Origin of the sequence: Xanthomonas sp. NCPPB 3569 (assembly GCF_041475645.2) — a bacterium.
In the GTDB taxonomy this organism is placed as follows: domain Bacteria; phylum Pseudomonadota; class Gammaproteobacteria; order Xanthomonadales; family Xanthomonadaceae; genus Xanthomonas; species Xanthomonas phaseoli.
Genome location: NZ_CM192969.1, coordinates 708129 through 725977, shown reverse-complemented (window position 1 = coordinate 725977; position 17849 = coordinate 708129). Strand labels below are relative to the sequence as shown.

Sequence of the window (17849 nt, the reverse complement as noted above, 5' to 3'; positions counted from 1 at the left end):
AGACCGGCGCCTGCGCCATCAGGCGTATTGCGACACGTCCAAGCGCGAGGTCGGCCCCTGTTGGCCGGTGCCTGCGCGTCCGGCGCTCCGCAGATCTGACTGGCCGTGCCCGCATGGGGCAGGCGCGGCGCCAGGCTGCGCGCGGCGTCGCCTGTTCGGTGTTCCTGACACCTCCAGAACCCGGATGCATGCGATGCATCGCGGGCAACAGCGGCCGCGGCCTGCACGGCGGGCAGTTGCATGAGGCGAGGCAGCGGACGGGATCGATCGCGCCGATCGCCCTCCTCTTGGTACGCCGGCCCCGCTCGGCCAGGTGCCGCGTTGCTGGCGCCTGGATCTGCGCGCAGATCGCAGCCTGCCGCAGCGTCGCCTCCTGCGCCGTTGCCACGAACAAACCGGGCACTCACCGAATTGCTGCCACCGGCACAACATTCTGACGCCCGACAGGAGAGGATGCCGACAACAACTGTTGCCGCTGGACGGCCGGGACGGCCGGGACGGCGCCGCATCGCACCAGGCGCAGATGCTGCTCCGCATGCGCAGGGCCGGCTGCCGGTTCTGCTCGCAGCGGCCTGTGGCTATTCAGGCCCGGCAGCATGACCTCCGGCGCAGGATTGCCCGCCACCATTAGCGCCCCAGCCAAACCATTCGAATTTTAAAACAATCGTTTTAAACAGACCTAAGTTCGTCGAACTGGACAGCATCGGCAACATCGCGCAGACTTCCGGCCTTTCCGCTCTTCCGGATCCCATGGCCCATCTGCTGCTGTTGCATGGCCCCAACCTCAACCTGCTCGGCACCCGCGAGCCGGAGGTTTACGGGCGTACCACGCTGGCGCAGATCGACGCGGCCCTGGTGGATCGCGCGCAAGCGGCCGGGCACGTGCTGCACTGCCTGCAGTCCAATGCCGAGCACGTGCTGGTGGAGCGCATCCACGCCGCGCGCGAGGACGGCACCGCCTACATCCTGATCAACCCGGCCGCCTTCACCCATACCTCGGTAGCGCTGCGCGATGCGCTGCTGGGCGTAGGGCTGCCGTTCGTGGAAATTCATCTGTCCAACCCGCACGCGCGCGAGCCGTTCCGGCACCACAGCTATCTCAGCGACAAGGCCGACGGGGTGATCTGCGGCTTCGGCGCAGACAGCTACCGGCTGGCGCTGGAAGCGGTGATCGCGCGCCTGGAGCGCGACGCATGACCCCTGCCGCATCGACCTCGGCCAGCGTGCCGGCGTCCTGATCCCATTCCGCCGGCAGCCGCCGGCACTCCCCACCGTTTCACTTCCAGAGGCCCTTATGGATCTCCGCAAAATCAAGAAACTGATCGACCTGCTCGAAGAATCCAATCTCGCCGAAATCGAGATCAAGGAGGGCGAAGAGAGCGTGCGCCTGGCGCGCGTGCCCAAGGGCACCCAGGTGATGAGCGCCCCGGTGCAGCAGTACGCACCCGCGCCGGCCGTGCAGGCGCAGGCCCCGGCGGCGGCCAGCATGCCGATGCATTCGCCCACCGAAGCCTCCACTGGCGGCGCCAAGCACGCCGCCGCACTGCCGGACGGCCACGTGCTGCGGGCCCCGATGGTCGGCACCTTCTACACCTCGCCCTCCCCGGACAAGCCGGCGTTCGTCACCGTCGGCCAGCAGGTCAAGGTGGGCGATACCCTTGCGATCATCGAGGCAATGAAGATGTTCAACCCGATCGAAGCCGACGCCTCCGGCACCATCGTCGCCATCCTCGGCGAAACCGGCCAGCCGGTGGAATTCGATCAGCCGTTGTTTGTGATTGGTTGAGAGCCGGGAATCGGGAGTGGAGAATCGGGAATCGGCAAAGCGGCCTCATGAACGTCTGGAGGCGTGGTGCGATTCCATGGAGCTGGTGGAAATGATCTATCGGTTTACCGAGGTCTTTCCCGAGCACGAACGCTACGGCCTGATGGCGCAATTGCGCCGTGCGGCCGTCAGCATCCCGTCGAATATCGCCGAAGGTGCAGCGCGGCGCTCCACTCCCGATTACGCGCGGTTTCTCTCGATTGCGCGCGGCTCGCTCTCCGAGCTGGATACACAGGTCCAGATCGCGGTAAGACTGGGCTATAGCAACACCGAAGACGAGGACATTGTCAGCCAGCAGGTCGACCAGGTCTTCGCCAAGCTCACTGCATTGATGAATGCCTTACGCAGACGCGGAGCCGCGCCATGAAGCCCGCATCTCCCCATTCCCCATTCTCGACTCCCTATTCCCATGCTCGATAAAGTCGTCATCGCCAACCGAGGTGAAATCGCGCTGCGCATCCTGCGCGCGTGCCACACGCTCGGCATCCGCACGGTCGCGGTGCATTCCACGGTCGACCGCAACCTCAAGCACGTGGCCATGGCCGATGAGTCGGTGTGTATCGGCCCGGCCGCCTCCAGCGACAGCTACCTCAACATCCCGGCGTTGATCGCCGCGGCCGAGGTGACCGATGCGCAGGCCATCCACCCCGGCTACGGCTTCCTGTCGGAAAACGCCGATTTCGCCGAGCGCGTGGAGCAATCCGGCTTCATCTTCATCGGCCCCAAGGCCGACACCATTCGCCTGATGGGCGACAAGGTCGAAGCGATCCGCGCCATGAAGGCTGCCGGCGTACCCTGCGTGCCCGGCTCGGGCGGCCCGCTGGGCGATGACATCGTCGCCAACACCAAGGTGGCGCGCGAAATCGGCTACCCGGTGATCATCAAGGCGGCCGGCGGTGGCGGCGGACGCGGCATGCGCGTGGTGCATTCGGAGGCGGCGCTGAAGGCGGCGATCGAAACCACCAAGTCCGAAGCCAAGGCCGCTTTCAGCAACGATCAGGTCTACATGGAGAAGTTCCTGGAAAATCCGCGTCACGTGGAAATCCAGGTGCTTGCCGACGGCCAGGGCGGGGCGATCCACCTGGGCGAACGCGATTGTTCGATGCAGCGCCGCCACCAGAAGGTGGTGGAAGAAGCGCCGGCACCGGGCATCACCGAAGAACTGCGCAACGAGATCGGCAAGGTCTGCGTGGACGCCTGCATCCGCATCGGCTACCGCGGCGCGGGCACCTTCGAATTCCTGTTCGAGAACGGGCGGTTCTACTTCATCGAAATGAACACGCGTATCCAGGTGGAGCATCCGGTCACCGAGCGCATCACCGGCATCGACCTGGTGTGCGAGCAGCTGCGCATCGCCGCCGGCCACAAGCTGAGCATCAAGCAGAGCGACATCGTGCTGCGCGGGCATGCGATCGAATGCCGCATCAATGCCGAAGACCCGGAGACCTTCATGCCCAACCCGGGCCTGATCACCGCCTTCCATCCGCCGGGCGGTCCGGGCGTGCGGGTGGATACCCACATCTACAGCGGCTACAAGGTGCCGCCGAACTACGATTCGATGATCGGCAAGCTGATCGTGCATGGGCCCGATCGCGAAACCGCGATCGCACGCATGCGCGTGGCGCTGAGCGAGATGGTGGTGGACGGCATCAAGACCAACATCCCGCTGCAGCAGCGCATCATGCGCGACAAGGGCTTCCAGGCCGGCGGGCAGAATATCCACTACCTGGAAAAGCGCCTGGCCGAGCGCAAGAACAAGTCGATCGCGTTGACCTGATCGCGCCTGCCGCTGCAGCGATGAAGCAAAAAAGCCCGGGAAACCGGGCTTTTTTGTTGTTTCCCGGTGCATCGCGCCGACACTGCGTCGCGCCACCAGCCCTGTCGCCAGCCGGTCCATGCGTAGGAGCGCACCCGGGCGCGACCTGGCTTTATCGGTAAGCCCGGTCGCGCCCGGGTGCGCTCCTACAGAGCCCCAGGGTTCGACGCCCGGATGGGGCAGCCAGCGCTGGATCCGATCTGCAGACCCTCGGTCGTGTGCACACGTGAGAATGACGAAAGCTGCGGCCGCAGCTAGCCGCCGTCGCCGCCTGCGCTACCGCAGACGCAGCGGCTGCGGCAATGTCGATCTGCAACGCGCCGCACCGTTCACCGCCGCGGCGAAGGCGCCTGCTGGCTGCCGGGCACCGGCACGATGCCGCTGGCCGATGACGGGTCGACCACGGTCATGGTTTCGGTGGAACCGTCCGGCCACACCACCTGGAACGTGGAGCCAGCCGGCAAGGTGGAAAACGGCATGGCACTGCTGGCGCGGTACACCGCAGCGACCTGGCTTGCGCCATGCCGTCGCTGCTGTTCGTCGGCGGTGACGCTGGTGGATTTGACCGACAGCGGCTGGTACCGGTGATCGGCGGTATCGATCATCACGATGCTCACTGCCGCCGCCGAATACGCCACGAACAACGCCACCCATAACCAGAACTTGGCGCCATGCGCCAACCGACGGTAATTCATGACTGCGCTCCCGGATCGGAGACCAATGTATCGACCATCTCATCCACCCTGTCTGCTCCCTGCCGCGGCACCGCGGCATCGAATACGAACGACACGAAATCCTGTGCGCTGTCGCGCGAGCAGATGCCCGCGTTGGCGCAATAACTGGTGACCAAGGTGCTGCCGGCGCTGCAATCGAGCCCCAGCCGGCATGCAGCCACTTGCCAGGCCAGCTCGGCGAACTGATCGCCGGCCACATAGCCTTGCAGGCTGTCATCGCCGCTGGCCCGCGCGCCCATCGCCGGGGCCAGGGCCAGATAGGCCTCGGGATCGCGCGAGGCCAGCACGCGTTGCACCAGCGCGCGCTTGTAGCCGGGCGATGCCTGCAACGGTTCGCCCAACGCCAGCAGGGCGGCCTCGGCAGCCAGGCTGCCGGCGCGCGCCGCAGCCAGGCGTTGCTGCGCAACCATGCGCGGACCCAGCCCGTCGGCGGGGGCAAAGCCGGCGCAACGCTGCGCCAGGCGCTCGCGTGCGGCATGCATCGCTGCCACTCCCGGCGTGTGTTGCGCGGCGATCCATGCGCTGTCGGCGGCATAGCCGGACGGGCTGGCCGCATAGGGCGCGCAGTAATCGTAGACACGGCTCAAGCGCCACCCGGCCTGTGCATCGCCGGCACGCACCTGCTGCTGCAATTGCTGCGCGTAGCGATACAGATCCGGTTGCGCTTCCACCGCATCGCGATGCGGCAACTGCAACGCGGCGCTGTGCTCGGTCGCTGCGTGCGGCTGCGGTGTGGCAGCGCCAACCGGCGCCACCTGTGCAGCAACCGGCACCATGCGGTCGACATCACGCTCGGCAGGTTGCGCGCGCACATGCCACCACGCGGCCGCCGCAAGCGCAGCGGGAGCAAGCAGCAGCCAGAGATGGCGGGCACGAGCGAGCGGCATGGATGACGGCGACCCTGCTGCGGAACCACCCGCAGCGACGGCGCGGAGTCTAGCACCCACCCACGCGCACAGCCGCCGCCAAGCAGACGCTGCCAGTGGAGGTGTCGAGAATGGGGCGACATGCGTAACGGCCTGCGCGGACTGCACGTGAGTGGCGCGCTGCATGCGTTCGGTTGCGCTGTGCTGTGTGCTGTGTGCTGCGCTGTGCTGTTTGCTTGTGCTGTGGTGTGTGTTGGTGCTGATGTTGCTCGGCTGCTTGCCGGCTTGCTGCTGCGTTGATCGGTTGCAAATTCCGAATGCGAGATCGATCTCGCAGGTTGCGCATCCGACAGCAGCGCATCTTGAAGAGAGCCGCCTCTGACCGAGCCTGCCAGTTGGCAACGTCGCCTCGCCGATGCGGCGGTGCCCAGTTGCAGCGCTGTCGTGTCATGGTGGACGCATCGCCCCACACGCATCGCGCTGCACGGCAGGACGGAACACGGCAGCACACAAGGCAGCTGCCTGCGCACGCGACTGCACATTTGCGCAAGGAAGCAACGTCTCGTCCCGGTTGCTCGACGCGGCCGTCGACAAGCCCGTGCTCGATCGCTCGGCAGCATCATCGGTTCAGCGTCAAGTGCGGCGGCATCGGCCTACCGCCCTCCGCACGCAGGGCACCACATCCAACCGCAGATACGCGTCCATGCAGCGCCACACCAAGCGATTGTCCATTCGCCAGCAGCACGCCGTCCGCTTGGCAGCGGACGCATCTTGATCGGCAAGGCCATATTTCACCGCCTGCATGGGGAAGACACACCGCCCAGGTCGACGGCGCCTGCGTCATGCCGTCGCCTGCGGTGCGGCAGGCACGCCGGCACGAATGGTCTAGGATGCGTGCTTTCGAATTGCCCAACGCCACGATGCCGTTTCTTGAACTGACGCTTTCCTGTTCCGAGGTCACCCTTCCCCGTTTCCAGAACGCATTGGACGATGTGGGCGCACTGGCCGTGACCATGCTCGACGCCGATGCCGATACCAGCAACGAGCGCGCCATTCTCGAACCCGGTGTGGGCGAAATGCCGCTGTGGGACCGGCTGACAATGACCGCGCTGTTCGATGGCGACAGCGACGCGCTGGTGGTGCTGGCAGCGCTGGAAGCCTTCGATCCTGGCCTGGACTGGAGCCAGGTGGCGTTTCGCATGGTCGAAGACAGCGACTGGGAACGCGCCTGGATGGACCTGTTCAAGCCGATGCAGTTTGGCGAACGCACCTTTATCGTGCCGTGGAATCACGCGCTGCCCGAAGCCGCGGACAGCCCGCATGCCGCCGTGGTGCGGCTGGACCCGGGCCTAGCGTTCGGCTCGGGCACCCATCAAACCACCGCGCTGTGCCTGCGCTGGCTGGACAGCCTGGCCGGCAGCGGCGAGCTGCAGGGCCGCAGCGTGCTCGATTTCGGGTGCGGCTCGGGCATCCTGGCGGTCGCCGCGCTGAAGCTGGGCGCCAGCGGCGCGGTCGGCGTGGACAACGACCCGCAGGCGCTGCTGGCGACCGCCGACAATGCACAACGCAACGGCGTGGACGCGCAGCTGACGGTCTACATGCCGCAAGACGAACCGGTGCAGACCTACCAGGTGGTGGTGGCCAACATCCTGGCCTCGGCCCTGGACGCCCTGGCCGACACCCTGGCCGCGCGCGTGGCGCCGGGCGGACGGATCGCGCTGTCGGGCATCCTGCACGGCCAGGAAGACGACTTGCTGAAACGCTACGCCCCCTGGTTCGAACAGTTGCGCTGCGAACGCGACGAAGACTGGATGCGGATCGACGGCGTGCGCCGCGGCTGATCCGGCTGATCCGGCTGATCGTCCACGCCGGCTAGCGCTGTGGCCGGCCGGCGCGAATCTGCGCGGTGGTCACTGCATCGGCCACGCTGATCGCCCGCAACCGGGTCACCGGTTGCCAGCCGTTGCGGTGCAGCGCCGCCGTGCGCCACGGCCCCGGCCTGCCGGGCCACCCAGACCCGCAGCAGCACCTCGGCCGCCAGCAACGCCGTCCAGGCCACGGGCGACCACGCCTGCACACCTGCAAGCGCCACAGCGCCGGCCCCCACAAACATCAGCGCGCTCACCGCCAGCAGCGGCCAGTGCCGCTGGCGTAGCGCCCAGACGCGCGGTGCCAGCGCTGCTGACCAGTGCGGACCATCGGCCACGGCAGTCCACTCGGCGCCACGCCGCCAGATCGCATACCGGGCCGCACCACGAAAACGCCTGACTGCAGGGTCCACCGGCGAATGGGCCGGCCACGGCGCGTCTGCGGGCGCGGCGGACGGGGGCGAACGGTGCCACTGGGGATCGGATTTCCGAACGGCGGGCTCGACCATGAACATCCTCCTTGAGTTCGCTGTGATGGGACCATCATGGATCGACAGACAGTATCGCAAACATATGGCTATATGAAAGTCATACGAACTATCTCCGGGCGCTGCTAGGGCTATATCTCCGGCCCCTGCCTGCCCTCCAACGGTGCCGTGTGAGCAAGCTGTACGAACGAGTACGCGAAGCCCGCAGCCTCACCAAGCTGACCCAGGAAGCCCTGGCCGGCGAGCTGGGTGTCACCCGCAGCGCGGTGGCGCAATGGGAGATGGCCGAAGGCACCGCACCGTCGGTGGAAAACCTGATCGGCCTGGCCAGGCGCAGCGGCATGGCGTTCGAATACCTGGCCACCGGCCGCGGCGACCGCGTGTTTGGCCCGCCGGTGTCGGCCATCGCTGAAGAACCGGCGCAGTACCGCCGCCTGGATGACCAGCAACGCGTGCTGCTGACGCGTTTCGACACCCTGACGCCGCGCCAGCGCGCCGGCCTGTTGGATCTGTTGCTGGCCGAAGGCAAGACGCGGCGCAGGCGGTGAATTGGGAATTGGGAATTGGGAATTGGGAATTGGGAATTGGGAATCGGGAATCGGGAATTGGGAATCGGGAATCGGGAATCGGGAATCGGGAATCGGGAATCGGGAATCGGGAATCGGGAATCGGCGAGCTGACGTGATCGGCGCCGAAATTCCAAGGCCGTGTTTCCGCTAGCTGTCGTCTCCTGATCCTGGATGCGCCTGGCCGTATTGGTCGGCTTGCGTAGATGTGGAGGCGGCCGTTATCGGAGAAGGCATGCGCTGCGCGCCTTGCGTCGACATCGGCGCAGACGGGGCCATGACCGTGTGGGCCGGAGACGAACACCTGCAGGCATGCGCGCTGCGGCTCGATCGCATCGCCATCGGCACAGGTTCGCCGGTGGACGTGCGCGTGGTTGAATAGGGGTCTTCCCGCTGCACGCCTGCCGATGTCCGAGACTCCGCCACCGCGCCGCCCCCTGGCCACGTTCCTGCGTGCGACGCCGGCTGCTCCGCCGCTGGTTCCGACCCCGGTGGTTCCGCCTGGGGAGCCGTGGGAGCAGGCCGCACCGGCCGCGGGCCCCGCGTTGCCGCCGGCAACACCGCCGCAGGTGGACGCGCTACCGGCGCCGCACGTGCCATCGCCTGCTGCAGCGGTGGCGCCATCGCCGCAGCGCGCAGCGGCTGCGCCCGGGCACGCTGGTCTCCAGGCGCCGGTGTCCGGCCAGCCGCAACTGCCCGCGCCCGGCAGCGCGATGCCGTCCGCTTCGGCGACCGCGCCCGCAACCGGACACGTCCCTGATGGGATGCTCGATCCATCTCGCCCGGTGTCGGCCGCCAGCGATGGCCAAGCGGGCGACGACGGGCTGGCCGCGGCCGGTGCTGACGCGCTCCAGGACCACACCGCGCGGACTGCACCTGCCCCGTTGCATTCCGCGCAGCAACGCGCGCTCCGTGCGTCAGCGCCTGCAGACCTGTCGTCTCGGGATGCAGCGGGTACGCCGAGCCCGCTGGCAGGCGAGGCTCCAGTCGCAACGCCAGCAGCGCCGGCGGGATCGACAGCGGCTGTGGCGACAGCGGCGGCCGCGACACAAGCCGACACCAGCGCCAGCGAGCAGACGGCGAACACACCCGAAGGCAGGCTGCAGCCGGGCCAGCCCTCCAGCCATCCCGACCCGGCAACCACCGAACTCGGCACGGGCAGCGCATCGGCAGGCGAGGACGCGCCGTCCGATGCCGGCGTCGCGCCGCCCCGCACCACCGCTGCGCAATTGCAGCCCTTGCCCACTCCCGCCTTGGCCGCGCCCGCCTTTGCGCGGCGTGGCATCGCCCGGCCGCGGCTGCGCGCCAGCGGGCGCCAGTGGGCGCTGCTGGTCGGGCTGGTCGGGCTGGTCGGCGTGCTCGGAGTGCAGATCGTCATCGCCGACCGCGCGCACCTGGCCGCCAACGCCCGCTGGCGGCCGCTGGTCGGCACGGCCTGCACGCTGGCGCGCTGCAGCCTGCCGGTCTGGCGCGAGCCGGAGGCGCTGACCCTGCTCAACCGCGACGTGCGCCCGCTGCCTGGTATGGCCGGGGTGTTGCAGATCCAGGCCAGCTTCCGCAACGACGCGCGCTGGGCACAGGCCTGGCCGTGGCTGCAGCTGTCGCTGTCCGATGCCGACGGCCGGGTGATCGGCACCCGCATCCTGTCGCCGCAGGAGTATCTGGGACCATCGCCGCCTGTGCAGGACACGCTGGCGCCAGGTCAGGCAGTGCAGGTCGCGTTTCGGGTGCGCGAGCCGGCCGCGAGCACTGCCGCCTTCAGTTTCGACTTCCGGTGAACGGGCGCGACCGCCACATGGGCGTGGCGAGCGATCAGGTCACGCGCTAGACTCACTCCCCCTCGCCGGCCACGCGTCCCGGCTTCGTGACACTGGGAACCTCCTTTGAACGCAGCCCCCTCTCGTCCTGACACCAGTCGTGGCGCCCCGAAGTCGCCCCTGCGCGAACACGTGGCCCAGTCCGTTCGCCGTTATCTGCGCGACCTGGACGGCAGCGACGCGGACGATGTTTACGAAATCGTGCTGCGCGAGATGGAGATCCCGTTGTTCGTGGAAGTGCTCAACCATTGCGAAGGCAACCAGAGCCGCGCTGCGGCGCTGCTGGGCATTCACCGGGCGACCTTGCGCAAGAAGCTCAAGGAGTACGGGCTGACGTAGGCCCGGGATTCGGGATTCGGGAATCGGGAATCGTAAAAGCGTGCTTCTGCCAGACGGTGCGGGCACGGGTTCCCGGTCACGGCGTGGTTTCGTGCGGGTCAGCCTTCCGGTTGGCCAGACGCGGCGGCCGACCGACGCGCTGCGCAGATCCGATGCTGCAGGTGCCAACGGCACGCGATGCACATGTTGCGATCTTCTGACGAGCAATGTTGCAGGCGATCACGCCCAGCCATAGCGAATCAGGTGGAAAAACACCGGCGCGGCGAAGCAGACCGAATCCAGGCGATCCAGCACGCCGCCGTGACCTTCGATCATGTGGCCCCAATCCTTGATGCCGCGATCGCGCTTGATCGCCGACATCACCAACCCGCCGAAAAATCCCATCAGGTTGGCCACCAACGCCAGGCCGAAGGCATGCCACGGCGCGAACGGGGTGATCCACCACAGCGCCATGCCGAGCAGGCTGGCCGACAACACGCCGCCGATGAATCCTTCCACCGTTTTGGACGGCGACAATTTCGGCGCGATCAAGTGGCGCCCGGCCAGTTTGCCCCACACGTACTGCAGCACGTCCGAGGACTGCACCACGATCACCAGGAAGGCGATCAGCAGCAGATTGCGCCCGGCATAACCGGGAATGTCCAGGTTCAACAGCGCCGGCACATGCGAAATGCAGAACACGCAGATCATCAGGCCCCACTGCACTTTGGCGGTGCGTTCCAGATAACGCGTGGTGTCGCCGCCGATGGTGGCCAGGATGGGTAACACCAAAAACGCGTAGACCGGAATCAGCAAGGTGTACATGCCGTACCAGCCGGTCCACACCAGGCCGTATTGCCACGGCAGCACGATGTAGAACGCGGCCAGTAATGCGTAGTAGTCGCCACGCCGGGTCGGGGTCAAGGTGATGAACTCGCGCAGCGCAAACAACGACACCAGCGCGAACAAGCCGATCACGCCGGCGCGACCAAACACGAACGCAAGGCCGACCACCGCGGCCATCACCCACCACGCACGGATGCGGGCGACCAGGTTATCCAGCACGGCGCTGGGGCGTTCGCGTGCGCGCCAGCGCAGGGTTTCGGAAATCAGCGTGGCGATTGCCAGCACCAGCGCGATACCGCTGAACAGCCACACCGTCTGCTGATGCATCGAAGACTGCTGCAACTGCCCGCTATACACATACAGGCTCATGCGCGGGTCTCCAATTGATCCGGCGACAACGCCAGCAACGCCGCACGTGCACGCGCCAGAAACGCATCCTTGGTTTCGTCCGCATCCAGGCGCAACGGCGCACCAAAGGTGGTGGTACACAGCAGCGGCAACGGCAACCACTTGCCCTTGGGCATCACGCGCTTGAGGTTATCGATCCACACCGGCACGAACTCCAGTTCCGGGCGTTGCCGTGCCAGGTGATACAGCCCGCTCTTGAACGGCAGCACCCCCTCATCCGGGTTGCGCGTGCCTTCGGGAAACAGGATCAACGAATCGCCGGCATCCACCGCATCGCACAGGCATGCGATCGGGTCGCGCGTGCGTTGCGCCGGGTCGCGTTCGATCAACACGCCGTTGAAGACCGCATGGATCAGATAGCGCCGCAGTGCGGTGCGCTGCCAGTAGTCGGCCGCCGCCACCGGGCGCACTTCGCGGCGCAGGCTGGCCGGCAGCGATGACCAGATCAGCACGAAATCGCCGTGGCTTGCGTGGTTGCCGTAATACACGCGGCGTTCGTTGGAGGGCGCGCAACCGCGCCACAACGCACGCGCGCCGGTCAGGGTACGAATGGCGCAGCTGCAGCCGCGCGCGATCAAACGGGCAATCATCTCTGCTCCAGGGTGCGCACGATCGTGCGCAGTCGTACCGCTACCGTCAGCAAGGCACCGACGATCAACACCGCCAGCGCTCCGATCAGCAACCAGGCCGCAAGACGCGGCTGGCCCATCCATTGCAGCAGCAAGGCCAGCGCGCCTGCCAGCGACAACCACTGCATGCGTTGCACGCGGCTCATCGGCCCCTGCCGCGGCTCTGGCGTGCCGCAGGCCAGGCCCAGCATGCGCACATACGCGGTGGCCACGCAGCACAGCGCCGCCGCCCACCCCAGGTGCGCAGCCCACGGCAGGCCAGACTGCAGTCCGTAGCCCAGGCCCACGCAGACCAGCACATCGGACAACCGATCGGGCGCGTCGTTGTAGACCTCACCGGCGCGCGAGACCATGCGCGCCTGGCGTGCCAGCACACCATCCATGCGGTTGCACCACAGCCGGCCCTGCAGCCCGAGCACCGCCAGCAGCAGTGGCATGGCTCCTTCGCGCGCAGGCGCGCTCAAGCCGATGTAGAACATCAGCCCGGCCAGCGCCGCACATGCGATGCCCACCCACGACACGCCATTGGGCGTGGCGCCACGCCCGCGCAGCACGCGCGCCCAGTGCAGCCGCCGCTGTTGCTGTCGGTGTTGCATCAGTCGCCTCCTCCGCCGCAGCCGCCACAGCCGCCGCCATCGCTGCTACCGCCATCGCCGCCACTGTCGCCACCGCCCCCGCCGCAGCTGCTGCCACTGCCACCGGCGTGACCGTGCGGCGCACGCAAGCTGTGGTAGTCGGCCCACGGGGTTCCGATCAGTGCCGCAGTGCCGTACAGCGCCACCACCTCGCCTGGATCGCCGCCGGTGCGCGCGGCATCGCGTCGCCGCGTCTGACGCAATGTCGCAAGGCGGGCTTCGCCGCCGAGCGTGCGCCGCACGCGCACCAGCGCAAAGCCCAGGACCAGCAAGGTGGTCAGCACCATCAGACACAGCAGATAGCCCACCGGATGGTTGCCCTGCACGCCGATGACCAGCTTGCACACGCCAAGCAGCCATACCAGCGCCACCGGCACGGTACATGCCAGACGCACCACGCGTGCCCACGCCTGGCTCAGCCACAGGCCCTTGTCGATCAAGCGCTGCTCCAGCGGTGCGGCCAGCGCACGCAACGCGCGCAAGGCCCCCACCGGGTCTTCGGTGGTGCGCACCGCTTCCAGTGCCGGCTGCAGCGCAGGCGGCACTGCGATCTGCCGGTGGCAGCGTACCCAGTAACGCGCCGGTTCGGTGGCATCGCGCTCCAGATACACCGCATTGCGCACCAGTAACTCGGTGAACCACAGGTCGGCCACGCGATCGGCACCGCCGCCCAGATATGCAAGCTCGCTGGCATCCACTGCTGCCGCGGTGCGACCGCGGCGCAGCACCCGTCGCAACCATGCCGCCATCGACCAGGCCAGACCGATCAGCGCGATGAACAGCGGCAGGAAATACACGCCGCGCCAGTGCAGCGGCGACAGCGCCCCGCCATTGGCCGAGCGACAGGCCATGCCCACTGCCACCGCGATGATTGCCCACGCGACGACGGCATACGGCACACCGCACTGTGGCCCAGCGAATTGCGGCGCTCCACGCAAGGCCTGCAAGGTCTGTTCGGCAGCGTCCTCGTGCGGCGGATGCAACGTCGATTGCTGAGGTCGCGCCGCAGGCCACCATTGCGCCGGCGGCTCGCCAAACTGCGTGCGGTAACGCTCTAGCGTCTGGCGGTACTGCGCCTGGAACCGCGCGTCCTCACCGGCATCGCCGCGTCCGGGTTGATGATGCAACGTGGTCTGCAGCACGTGCGGGCAGAACTGCTGCCAGTACTCGCGGGTGTCGGTCAGATGCGTGTGCCAGACCTGGTCGACCAACGGGCTGGGGGTGACGTCGTGGGAGTCGGTGCAGGCAAGAAAACAGAACCGTCGGTACTCCTCCACCAAGGCCTGCGCTTGCGCGGTGGTGCACTGTGCCTGCTTGGCCACGCGCCGAACAAAGGCGGCAAACGCTGCTTCGTCCTGGCCAAAACGATAGCCCTGCAGCCGTTGCCACAGCGCCCGCTGCGCGGGTGTGGCGTGGCGCGGTTCGCGCTGGGCGGAATCGGGTGCGTTGTTCATCTGAACATCCTGAGGGCGAGCGCCGCAGCCACCAACAGCAGTTGCACCACCACGCTTGCCAACTGCCAACGCAGCAGGCGGCGCATGCCGGTCCAGCGCGATGCCCAGTCGCGGGTGGGTGCACGCTTCGCCACCAGGCCAATGGCATGCATGGCCGCATCGAGCTGGTGCGCGGCGTCTTGCTCGGTGCCGCCGCAGCGTTCGAGATGCGCGATGGAGGCCGCCAGCAGGTCGGCATCCAGGCCCACGCGAAACGCCCAATAGCGCTGCACCACACCGGCCAGCACGCTGATGGCATAGCTCAACTCAACCAAGGGCGGCGCCTGCGCAACACCGAGCAAGCCGATGGCCGCCGCCAGCAGCAGCAGTGAAAAGCGGTCCAGTGCTGCACCCTGGCGCAGCGCTGCGCGCATGGTCGCCAAGGTCAGCGGGGAGGGATTCATTGCACTCTCCGTTCGGGGATGTTGTCGCCGTCATGAACATCGCATGCCACCACGATAGCCGCGCGATGCGCATGCCCGAGCACGATCGACGGCTGCACGGTGCGTAGCTGTGCGATGGCCGCAGCCGCGTCCTGGGCGCGACCGCTGCGCACCAGCCAGGTGGCCACACTGGCAGCACTGCGCGAATAGCCCAATGCACAACACACCAGCACCGGCCCGATCGCCTGCGCCTGCGCGATCGCCTGCGCGGCCTCGCGCAACTGCGCCGGCGACGGTGCGACCAGATCGAGCATCGGCACCACACGATCCTGCGCCTGCGCGGCGTACAACGAGAGCTCTGCACACACGTCCACCACCGCGGCACGTTTGTCGCGCTGGCCGGGCAACGGAATCCGCCCCAGCCACACGCCATCGCAGACCGCGCGCGGCGACGGCGCACGCCGCGTCCACAGTCGCGAGTTGCACCAGGCCGCCAACAGGTATGGTGCATACAACCAGCGCGCGGCAAGACTCAGGCGCCCATCGCTGCGCTTCTGGAATCCGCCCGGGCCAAGCAGAGCGTAATTCAACGCAACCAGCAGCAAGGCCAGGGTGATCCACAGCAACCACAGGGCTGCACCGCCGCTCCACAGCGCCAGCGCAGCGCTGACCAACGCGCCGGCCAGATACATCACGGCCAGGCGCCAGCGACGCAGGTCGCGTGCACACCGTGCCTGCGCAAACGGTGCGGCGATCCGCTCCGGCCATAGCCACACGCAGAGCCAGCCCACCGCGAGCCCGGTGGGAATATCGAGAAAGTGATGCTGGTAGGTGGTCAGCACCGACACCCCGATCAGTGCGAACCAGCCATGCAGCAGCCAGCGCCACACCCCGCAAAGATGCTGCGCATAGCGCACCCACAGCACCACCAACAGCACGATGTGCAGCGATGGCGCCTGATTGAAGGGTTTGTCGAAGCCCAGCAGCACCGCGAACAGCCAACCGAACACGCCCTCGGTCTGAGGCCGTACGAAGCTGTAGCGCAACGGCCACAACAAGAAACACGCCACGCAGATCAGCTGGGCACTGAGCAGGCGTCGTGCATGCGTGTCCAGCTCGCGACGCGTGCGACAGACAAAAAACGAGACCGCGTAGAACACATCGATCGACCAGTACGGCACGATGGTCCACGGCCAGAACGGCACGCCGTGTTCCCAGCCGAACACCACCGATGGCACCTGCGCCGCCCGCCCGGCCAGCGTGTTGGCCAGGCCGTAGCTGAGGAAGAAGAACGGCCCCAGCAACGCCAGCCACAGCGCGGCACGGCCGAATGGGCGCGCAACTTGGCTCATGCGTCGATTCGCTGCGCCATCGACACGGTGAAGATGCCGAATGCATCGATGCGTTGCGCCACCTTGCGAAAGCCCGCCGCTTCCACCAGGCCATCCATCTCCTGCTGGCTGCGCCGGCGCATCACCCAGGCCACGCCATCGCGGTGACTGGTCAGTGCGCGCGCAATGAATTCCAGCTGCGGATGCCAGGGCTGACCGGTGTAGAGCAGATAACCGCCCGGCTGCACCGCCGCGGCCAGGCCAGCCAGCGAGCGCGCGACCTGGTCGTTGTCGGCAAACAGCTCGTACAGGCCCGATACCACCGCCAGCGTCGGCGCCGGTTGCACTGCTGCCAGCGCTGCCGGGTCGAACGCATCGCCCTGCTCGAAACGCGCGATGTCGCCAGCGCCCAGCGTCTGGATCAACGCAGTGCCCTGGGTCACGTTGAGCGGGCTGAAGTCGCGCAGCACGATCGCATCGGCACGCTGTACGCCGCTGCCCAGCGCCTGCAGCACATAGCGGCCATGCCCGGCGGCGATGTCCAGCACGCGTACCGGCTTGCCGGCGCCACGCAAGCGCGCCGCTGCATCGCGCAGCAATTCGCCCAGATGGCTGCCGCGGATGCGGATGCCGCGCCAACCGATCGCGTTGAGATACGTGCGGTCGATCATGCGGCCCAGCGGCCCGCGACCACGTGCCTGATTGCGATAGATGTAATCCAGCGTGCTGCCGGAATCGAAACCGGTCTGCAACCCAAGCGCGATGCCCTCGGAGAGCTTGCCGCCCAGGCGCAGGCCGGCACGCACGCCACGCCAGCGCAGGTCCTGCAGGCTATTGCGCTGCGGTGGCCAGGCCAGCCGTTCGGCCTCTTCGAAACTGGGCCCGGCACGGTGCGCATCGCGCAGCGCGGCACGTACCGGCGGTTGCGCAAAACGCGCTTGGACGAACTGGCGGATATGCGCGACGGCCATCGCGCGATCGCGTTCGCCCAGGGTGTCGTGGAAGAACCCCGGCAACCAGTGACGCTGCTTGATCGGCGCGCGCAGGTTTTCGTAGAAGCGGTCCTGCGGGCCGCGATGCACCACAAAATCCGAACCGGAGACCAGCAACTGGGTCGGCACGGTAATGGCCTGCGCATCGTCCACCACGCGATCGGCGGCCGCGTACAGGCCGAGCAAGACGCGCACCGAAATCGGACGGGTGATCAACGGATCGGTGCGATAGCTTTCCACGCGCTGCGTATCGTGGGTGAGCCATTGCGGCTTGACGTAGCTGTTGACGAAAAAGTTACCGCGCAACGCATGCAGCAACGCCAGCCCGGCGCGTGCAAACGGTACATACAACTTCACCTTGAACGCCGGCGATGCCAGCACCAGCGCGCGCAGCGGCGGGGCGTAATCGTGCACCCAGGTGGCGGCCACCACCGCGCCCACGCTTTGCGCAATCACCACGATGTCCTGCACCGCGATGCCGTGGGTGGCGCGAAGATGCGCGATGAAGCTGTCCAGATCGCGCACCAGCGCTTCGAAGCCCGGCGCATCGCCACGCACCCCGGGCGAGCGGCCGTTGCCGCGTGCGTCCCAGGCGAAGAACTGCGCGTCGGGCATGTCGAGTTCTTCGGCCAGATGCATCACACGGCCAGAGTGCTCATGGCCGCGATGCAGCAGCACCACCGCCTTCGGCGTGCCGGTCGCAGCGGCATCGTGCAACGGCCAATGCCGGTAGAACAGTGGCACACCATCGAAACTGACGAACTCGCGCTCTAGCACTGTGCGCATCGAAGCATCCTGAAAGATCGAAAGGTTGAATCGCAGGGATCACCACAG

Annotated in this window: 17 protein-coding genes and 1 pseudogene; 8 read left to right on the top strand and 10 right to left on the bottom strand. The window is 67.3% G+C overall.

Annotated elements, in window-relative coordinates:
* The first annotated feature begins 750 nt into the window (after window positions 1-750).
* From aroQ to accC, 4 genes are all read left to right on the top strand, one after another.
* The gene (gene aroQ / locus ACCQ03_RS03035) at window positions 751-1197 is read left to right on the top strand and encodes a type II 3-dehydroquinate dehydratase (protein ID WP_003483185.1); all 447 of its coding nucleotides are present in this window, start codon (window positions 751-753) and stop codon (window positions 1195-1197) included.
* A gap of 97 nt (window positions 1198-1294) precedes the next feature.
* A complete protein-coding gene (gene accB, locus ACCQ03_RS03030) occupies window positions 1295-1786 on the top strand; it encodes an acetyl-CoA carboxylase biotin carboxyl carrier protein (protein ID WP_017155928.1) in 492 nt (163 codons plus the stop codon).
* 76 nt (window positions 1787-1862) lie between these two features.
* On the top strand, window positions 1863-2192 hold the full coding sequence (locus ACCQ03_RS03025; protein ID WP_237377076.1) for a four helix bundle protein: 330 nt from the start codon (window positions 1863-1865) through the stop codon (window positions 2190-2192).
* 42 nt (window positions 2193-2234) lie between these two features.
* A complete protein-coding gene (gene accC, locus ACCQ03_RS03020; RefSeq protein ID WP_008571860.1) occupies window positions 2235-3602 on the top strand; it encodes an acetyl-CoA carboxylase biotin carboxylase subunit in 1368 nt (455 codons plus the stop codon).
* A gap of 368 nt (window positions 3603-3970) precedes the next feature.
* On the opposite strand, the gene ACCQ03_RS03015 is transcribed toward accC, so the two are convergent.
* Both ACCQ03_RS03015 and ACCQ03_RS03010 read right to left on the bottom strand, forming a co-directional pair.
* Window positions 3971-4336, bottom strand: a complete 366-nt coding sequence (locus ACCQ03_RS03015; protein WP_057660357.1) for a hypothetical protein — start codon at window positions 4334-4336, stop codon at window positions 3971-3973.
* Window positions 4333-5262, bottom strand: a complete 930-nt coding sequence (locus tag ACCQ03_RS03010) for a hypothetical protein (RefSeq protein WP_057679084.1) — start codon at window positions 5260-5262, stop codon at window positions 4333-4335. The genes ACCQ03_RS03015 and ACCQ03_RS03010 overlap by 4 nt, the downstream gene beginning before the upstream one ends.
* A gap of 869 nt (window positions 5263-6131) precedes the next feature.
* On the opposite strand from ACCQ03_RS03010, the gene prmA reads away from it, so the two are divergent.
* The gene (gene prmA, locus ACCQ03_RS03005; RefSeq protein WP_209225277.1) at window positions 6132-7082 is read left to right on the top strand and encodes a 50S ribosomal protein L11 methyltransferase; all 951 of its coding nucleotides are present in this window, start codon (window positions 6132-6134) and stop codon (window positions 7080-7082) included.
* A 31-nt stretch (window positions 7083-7113) separates the two neighbouring features.
* On the opposite strand, the pseudogene ACCQ03_RS03000 reads toward prmA, so the two are convergent.
* A pseudogene (locus tag ACCQ03_RS03000) lies at window positions 7114-7624 on the bottom strand (hypothetical protein).
* 143 nt (window positions 7625-7767) lie between these two features.
* Here ACCQ03_RS03000 and ACCQ03_RS02995 point away from each other — a divergent pair.
* From ACCQ03_RS02995 to fis, 3 genes are all read left to right on the top strand, one after another.
* Complete coding sequence (locus ACCQ03_RS02995; protein ID WP_008571865.1) at window positions 7768-8145, top strand: helix-turn-helix domain-containing protein; 378 nt, start codon at window positions 7768-7770, stop codon at window positions 8143-8145.
* Window positions 8146-9188: 1043 nt separating this feature from the next.
* Complete coding sequence (locus tag ACCQ03_RS02990) at window positions 9189-9941, top strand: DUF3426 domain-containing protein (protein WP_209225275.1); 753 nt, start codon at window positions 9189-9191, stop codon at window positions 9939-9941.
* A gap of 105 nt (window positions 9942-10046) precedes the next feature.
* Entirely contained in the window at window positions 10047-10319 is a 273-nt protein-coding gene (gene fis, locus ACCQ03_RS02985) for a DNA-binding transcriptional regulator Fis (protein WP_025981816.1), read from the top strand.
* A 219-nt stretch (window positions 10320-10538) separates the two neighbouring features.
* Here fis and ACCQ03_RS02980 read toward each other — a convergent pair whose 3' ends face one another.
* From ACCQ03_RS02980 to ACCQ03_RS02950, 7 genes are read right to left on the bottom strand one after another with little or no spacing between them, the layout of a single operon-like run.
* Complete coding sequence (locus ACCQ03_RS02980) at window positions 10539-11513, bottom strand: phosphatidate cytidylyltransferase (RefSeq protein ID WP_017155935.1); 975 nt, start codon at window positions 11511-11513, stop codon at window positions 10539-10541.
* Window positions 11510-12142: a lysophospholipid acyltransferase family protein gene (locus ACCQ03_RS02975; protein ID WP_209225273.1), complete on the bottom strand. Its 633-nt coding sequence runs from the start codon at window positions 12140-12142 to the stop codon at window positions 11510-11512. Before ACCQ03_RS02975 ends, ACCQ03_RS02980 begins: the two co-directional genes overlap by 4 nt.
* Window positions 12139-12777 carry a CDP-alcohol phosphatidyltransferase family protein gene (locus ACCQ03_RS02970; protein WP_209225271.1) on the bottom strand — a complete coding sequence of 213 codons (639 nt, stop codon included), beginning with the start codon at window positions 12775-12777 and terminating at the stop codon, window positions 12139-12141. The genes ACCQ03_RS02975 and ACCQ03_RS02970 overlap by 4 nt, the downstream gene beginning before the upstream one ends.
* Window positions 12777-14270 (bottom strand): TIGR04222 domain-containing membrane protein, encoded by a 1494-nt coding sequence (locus ACCQ03_RS02965; protein ID WP_057678745.1) that lies wholly within the window; start codon window positions 14268-14270, stop codon window positions 12777-12779. The genes ACCQ03_RS02970 and ACCQ03_RS02965 overlap by 1 nt, the downstream gene beginning before the upstream one ends.
* Entirely contained in the window at window positions 14267-14713 is a 447-nt protein-coding gene (locus ACCQ03_RS02960; protein ID WP_209225269.1) for a hypothetical protein, read from the bottom strand. The genes ACCQ03_RS02965 and ACCQ03_RS02960 overlap by 4 nt, the downstream gene beginning before the upstream one ends.
* Window positions 14710-16044 carry a phosphatase PAP2/dual specificity phosphatase family protein gene (locus ACCQ03_RS02955; protein ID WP_057678747.1) on the bottom strand — a complete coding sequence of 445 codons (1335 nt, stop codon included), beginning with the start codon at window positions 16042-16044 and terminating at the stop codon, window positions 14710-14712. The genes ACCQ03_RS02960 and ACCQ03_RS02955 overlap by 4 nt, the downstream gene beginning before the upstream one ends.
* The gene (locus ACCQ03_RS02950; RefSeq protein ID WP_209225267.1) at window positions 16041-17801 is read right to left on the bottom strand and encodes a bifunctional alpha/beta hydrolase/class I SAM-dependent methyltransferase; all 1761 of its coding nucleotides are present in this window, start codon (window positions 17799-17801) and stop codon (window positions 16041-16043) included. Before ACCQ03_RS02950 ends, ACCQ03_RS02955 begins: the two co-directional genes overlap by 4 nt.
* Window positions 17802-17849: the final 48 nt, after the last annotated feature.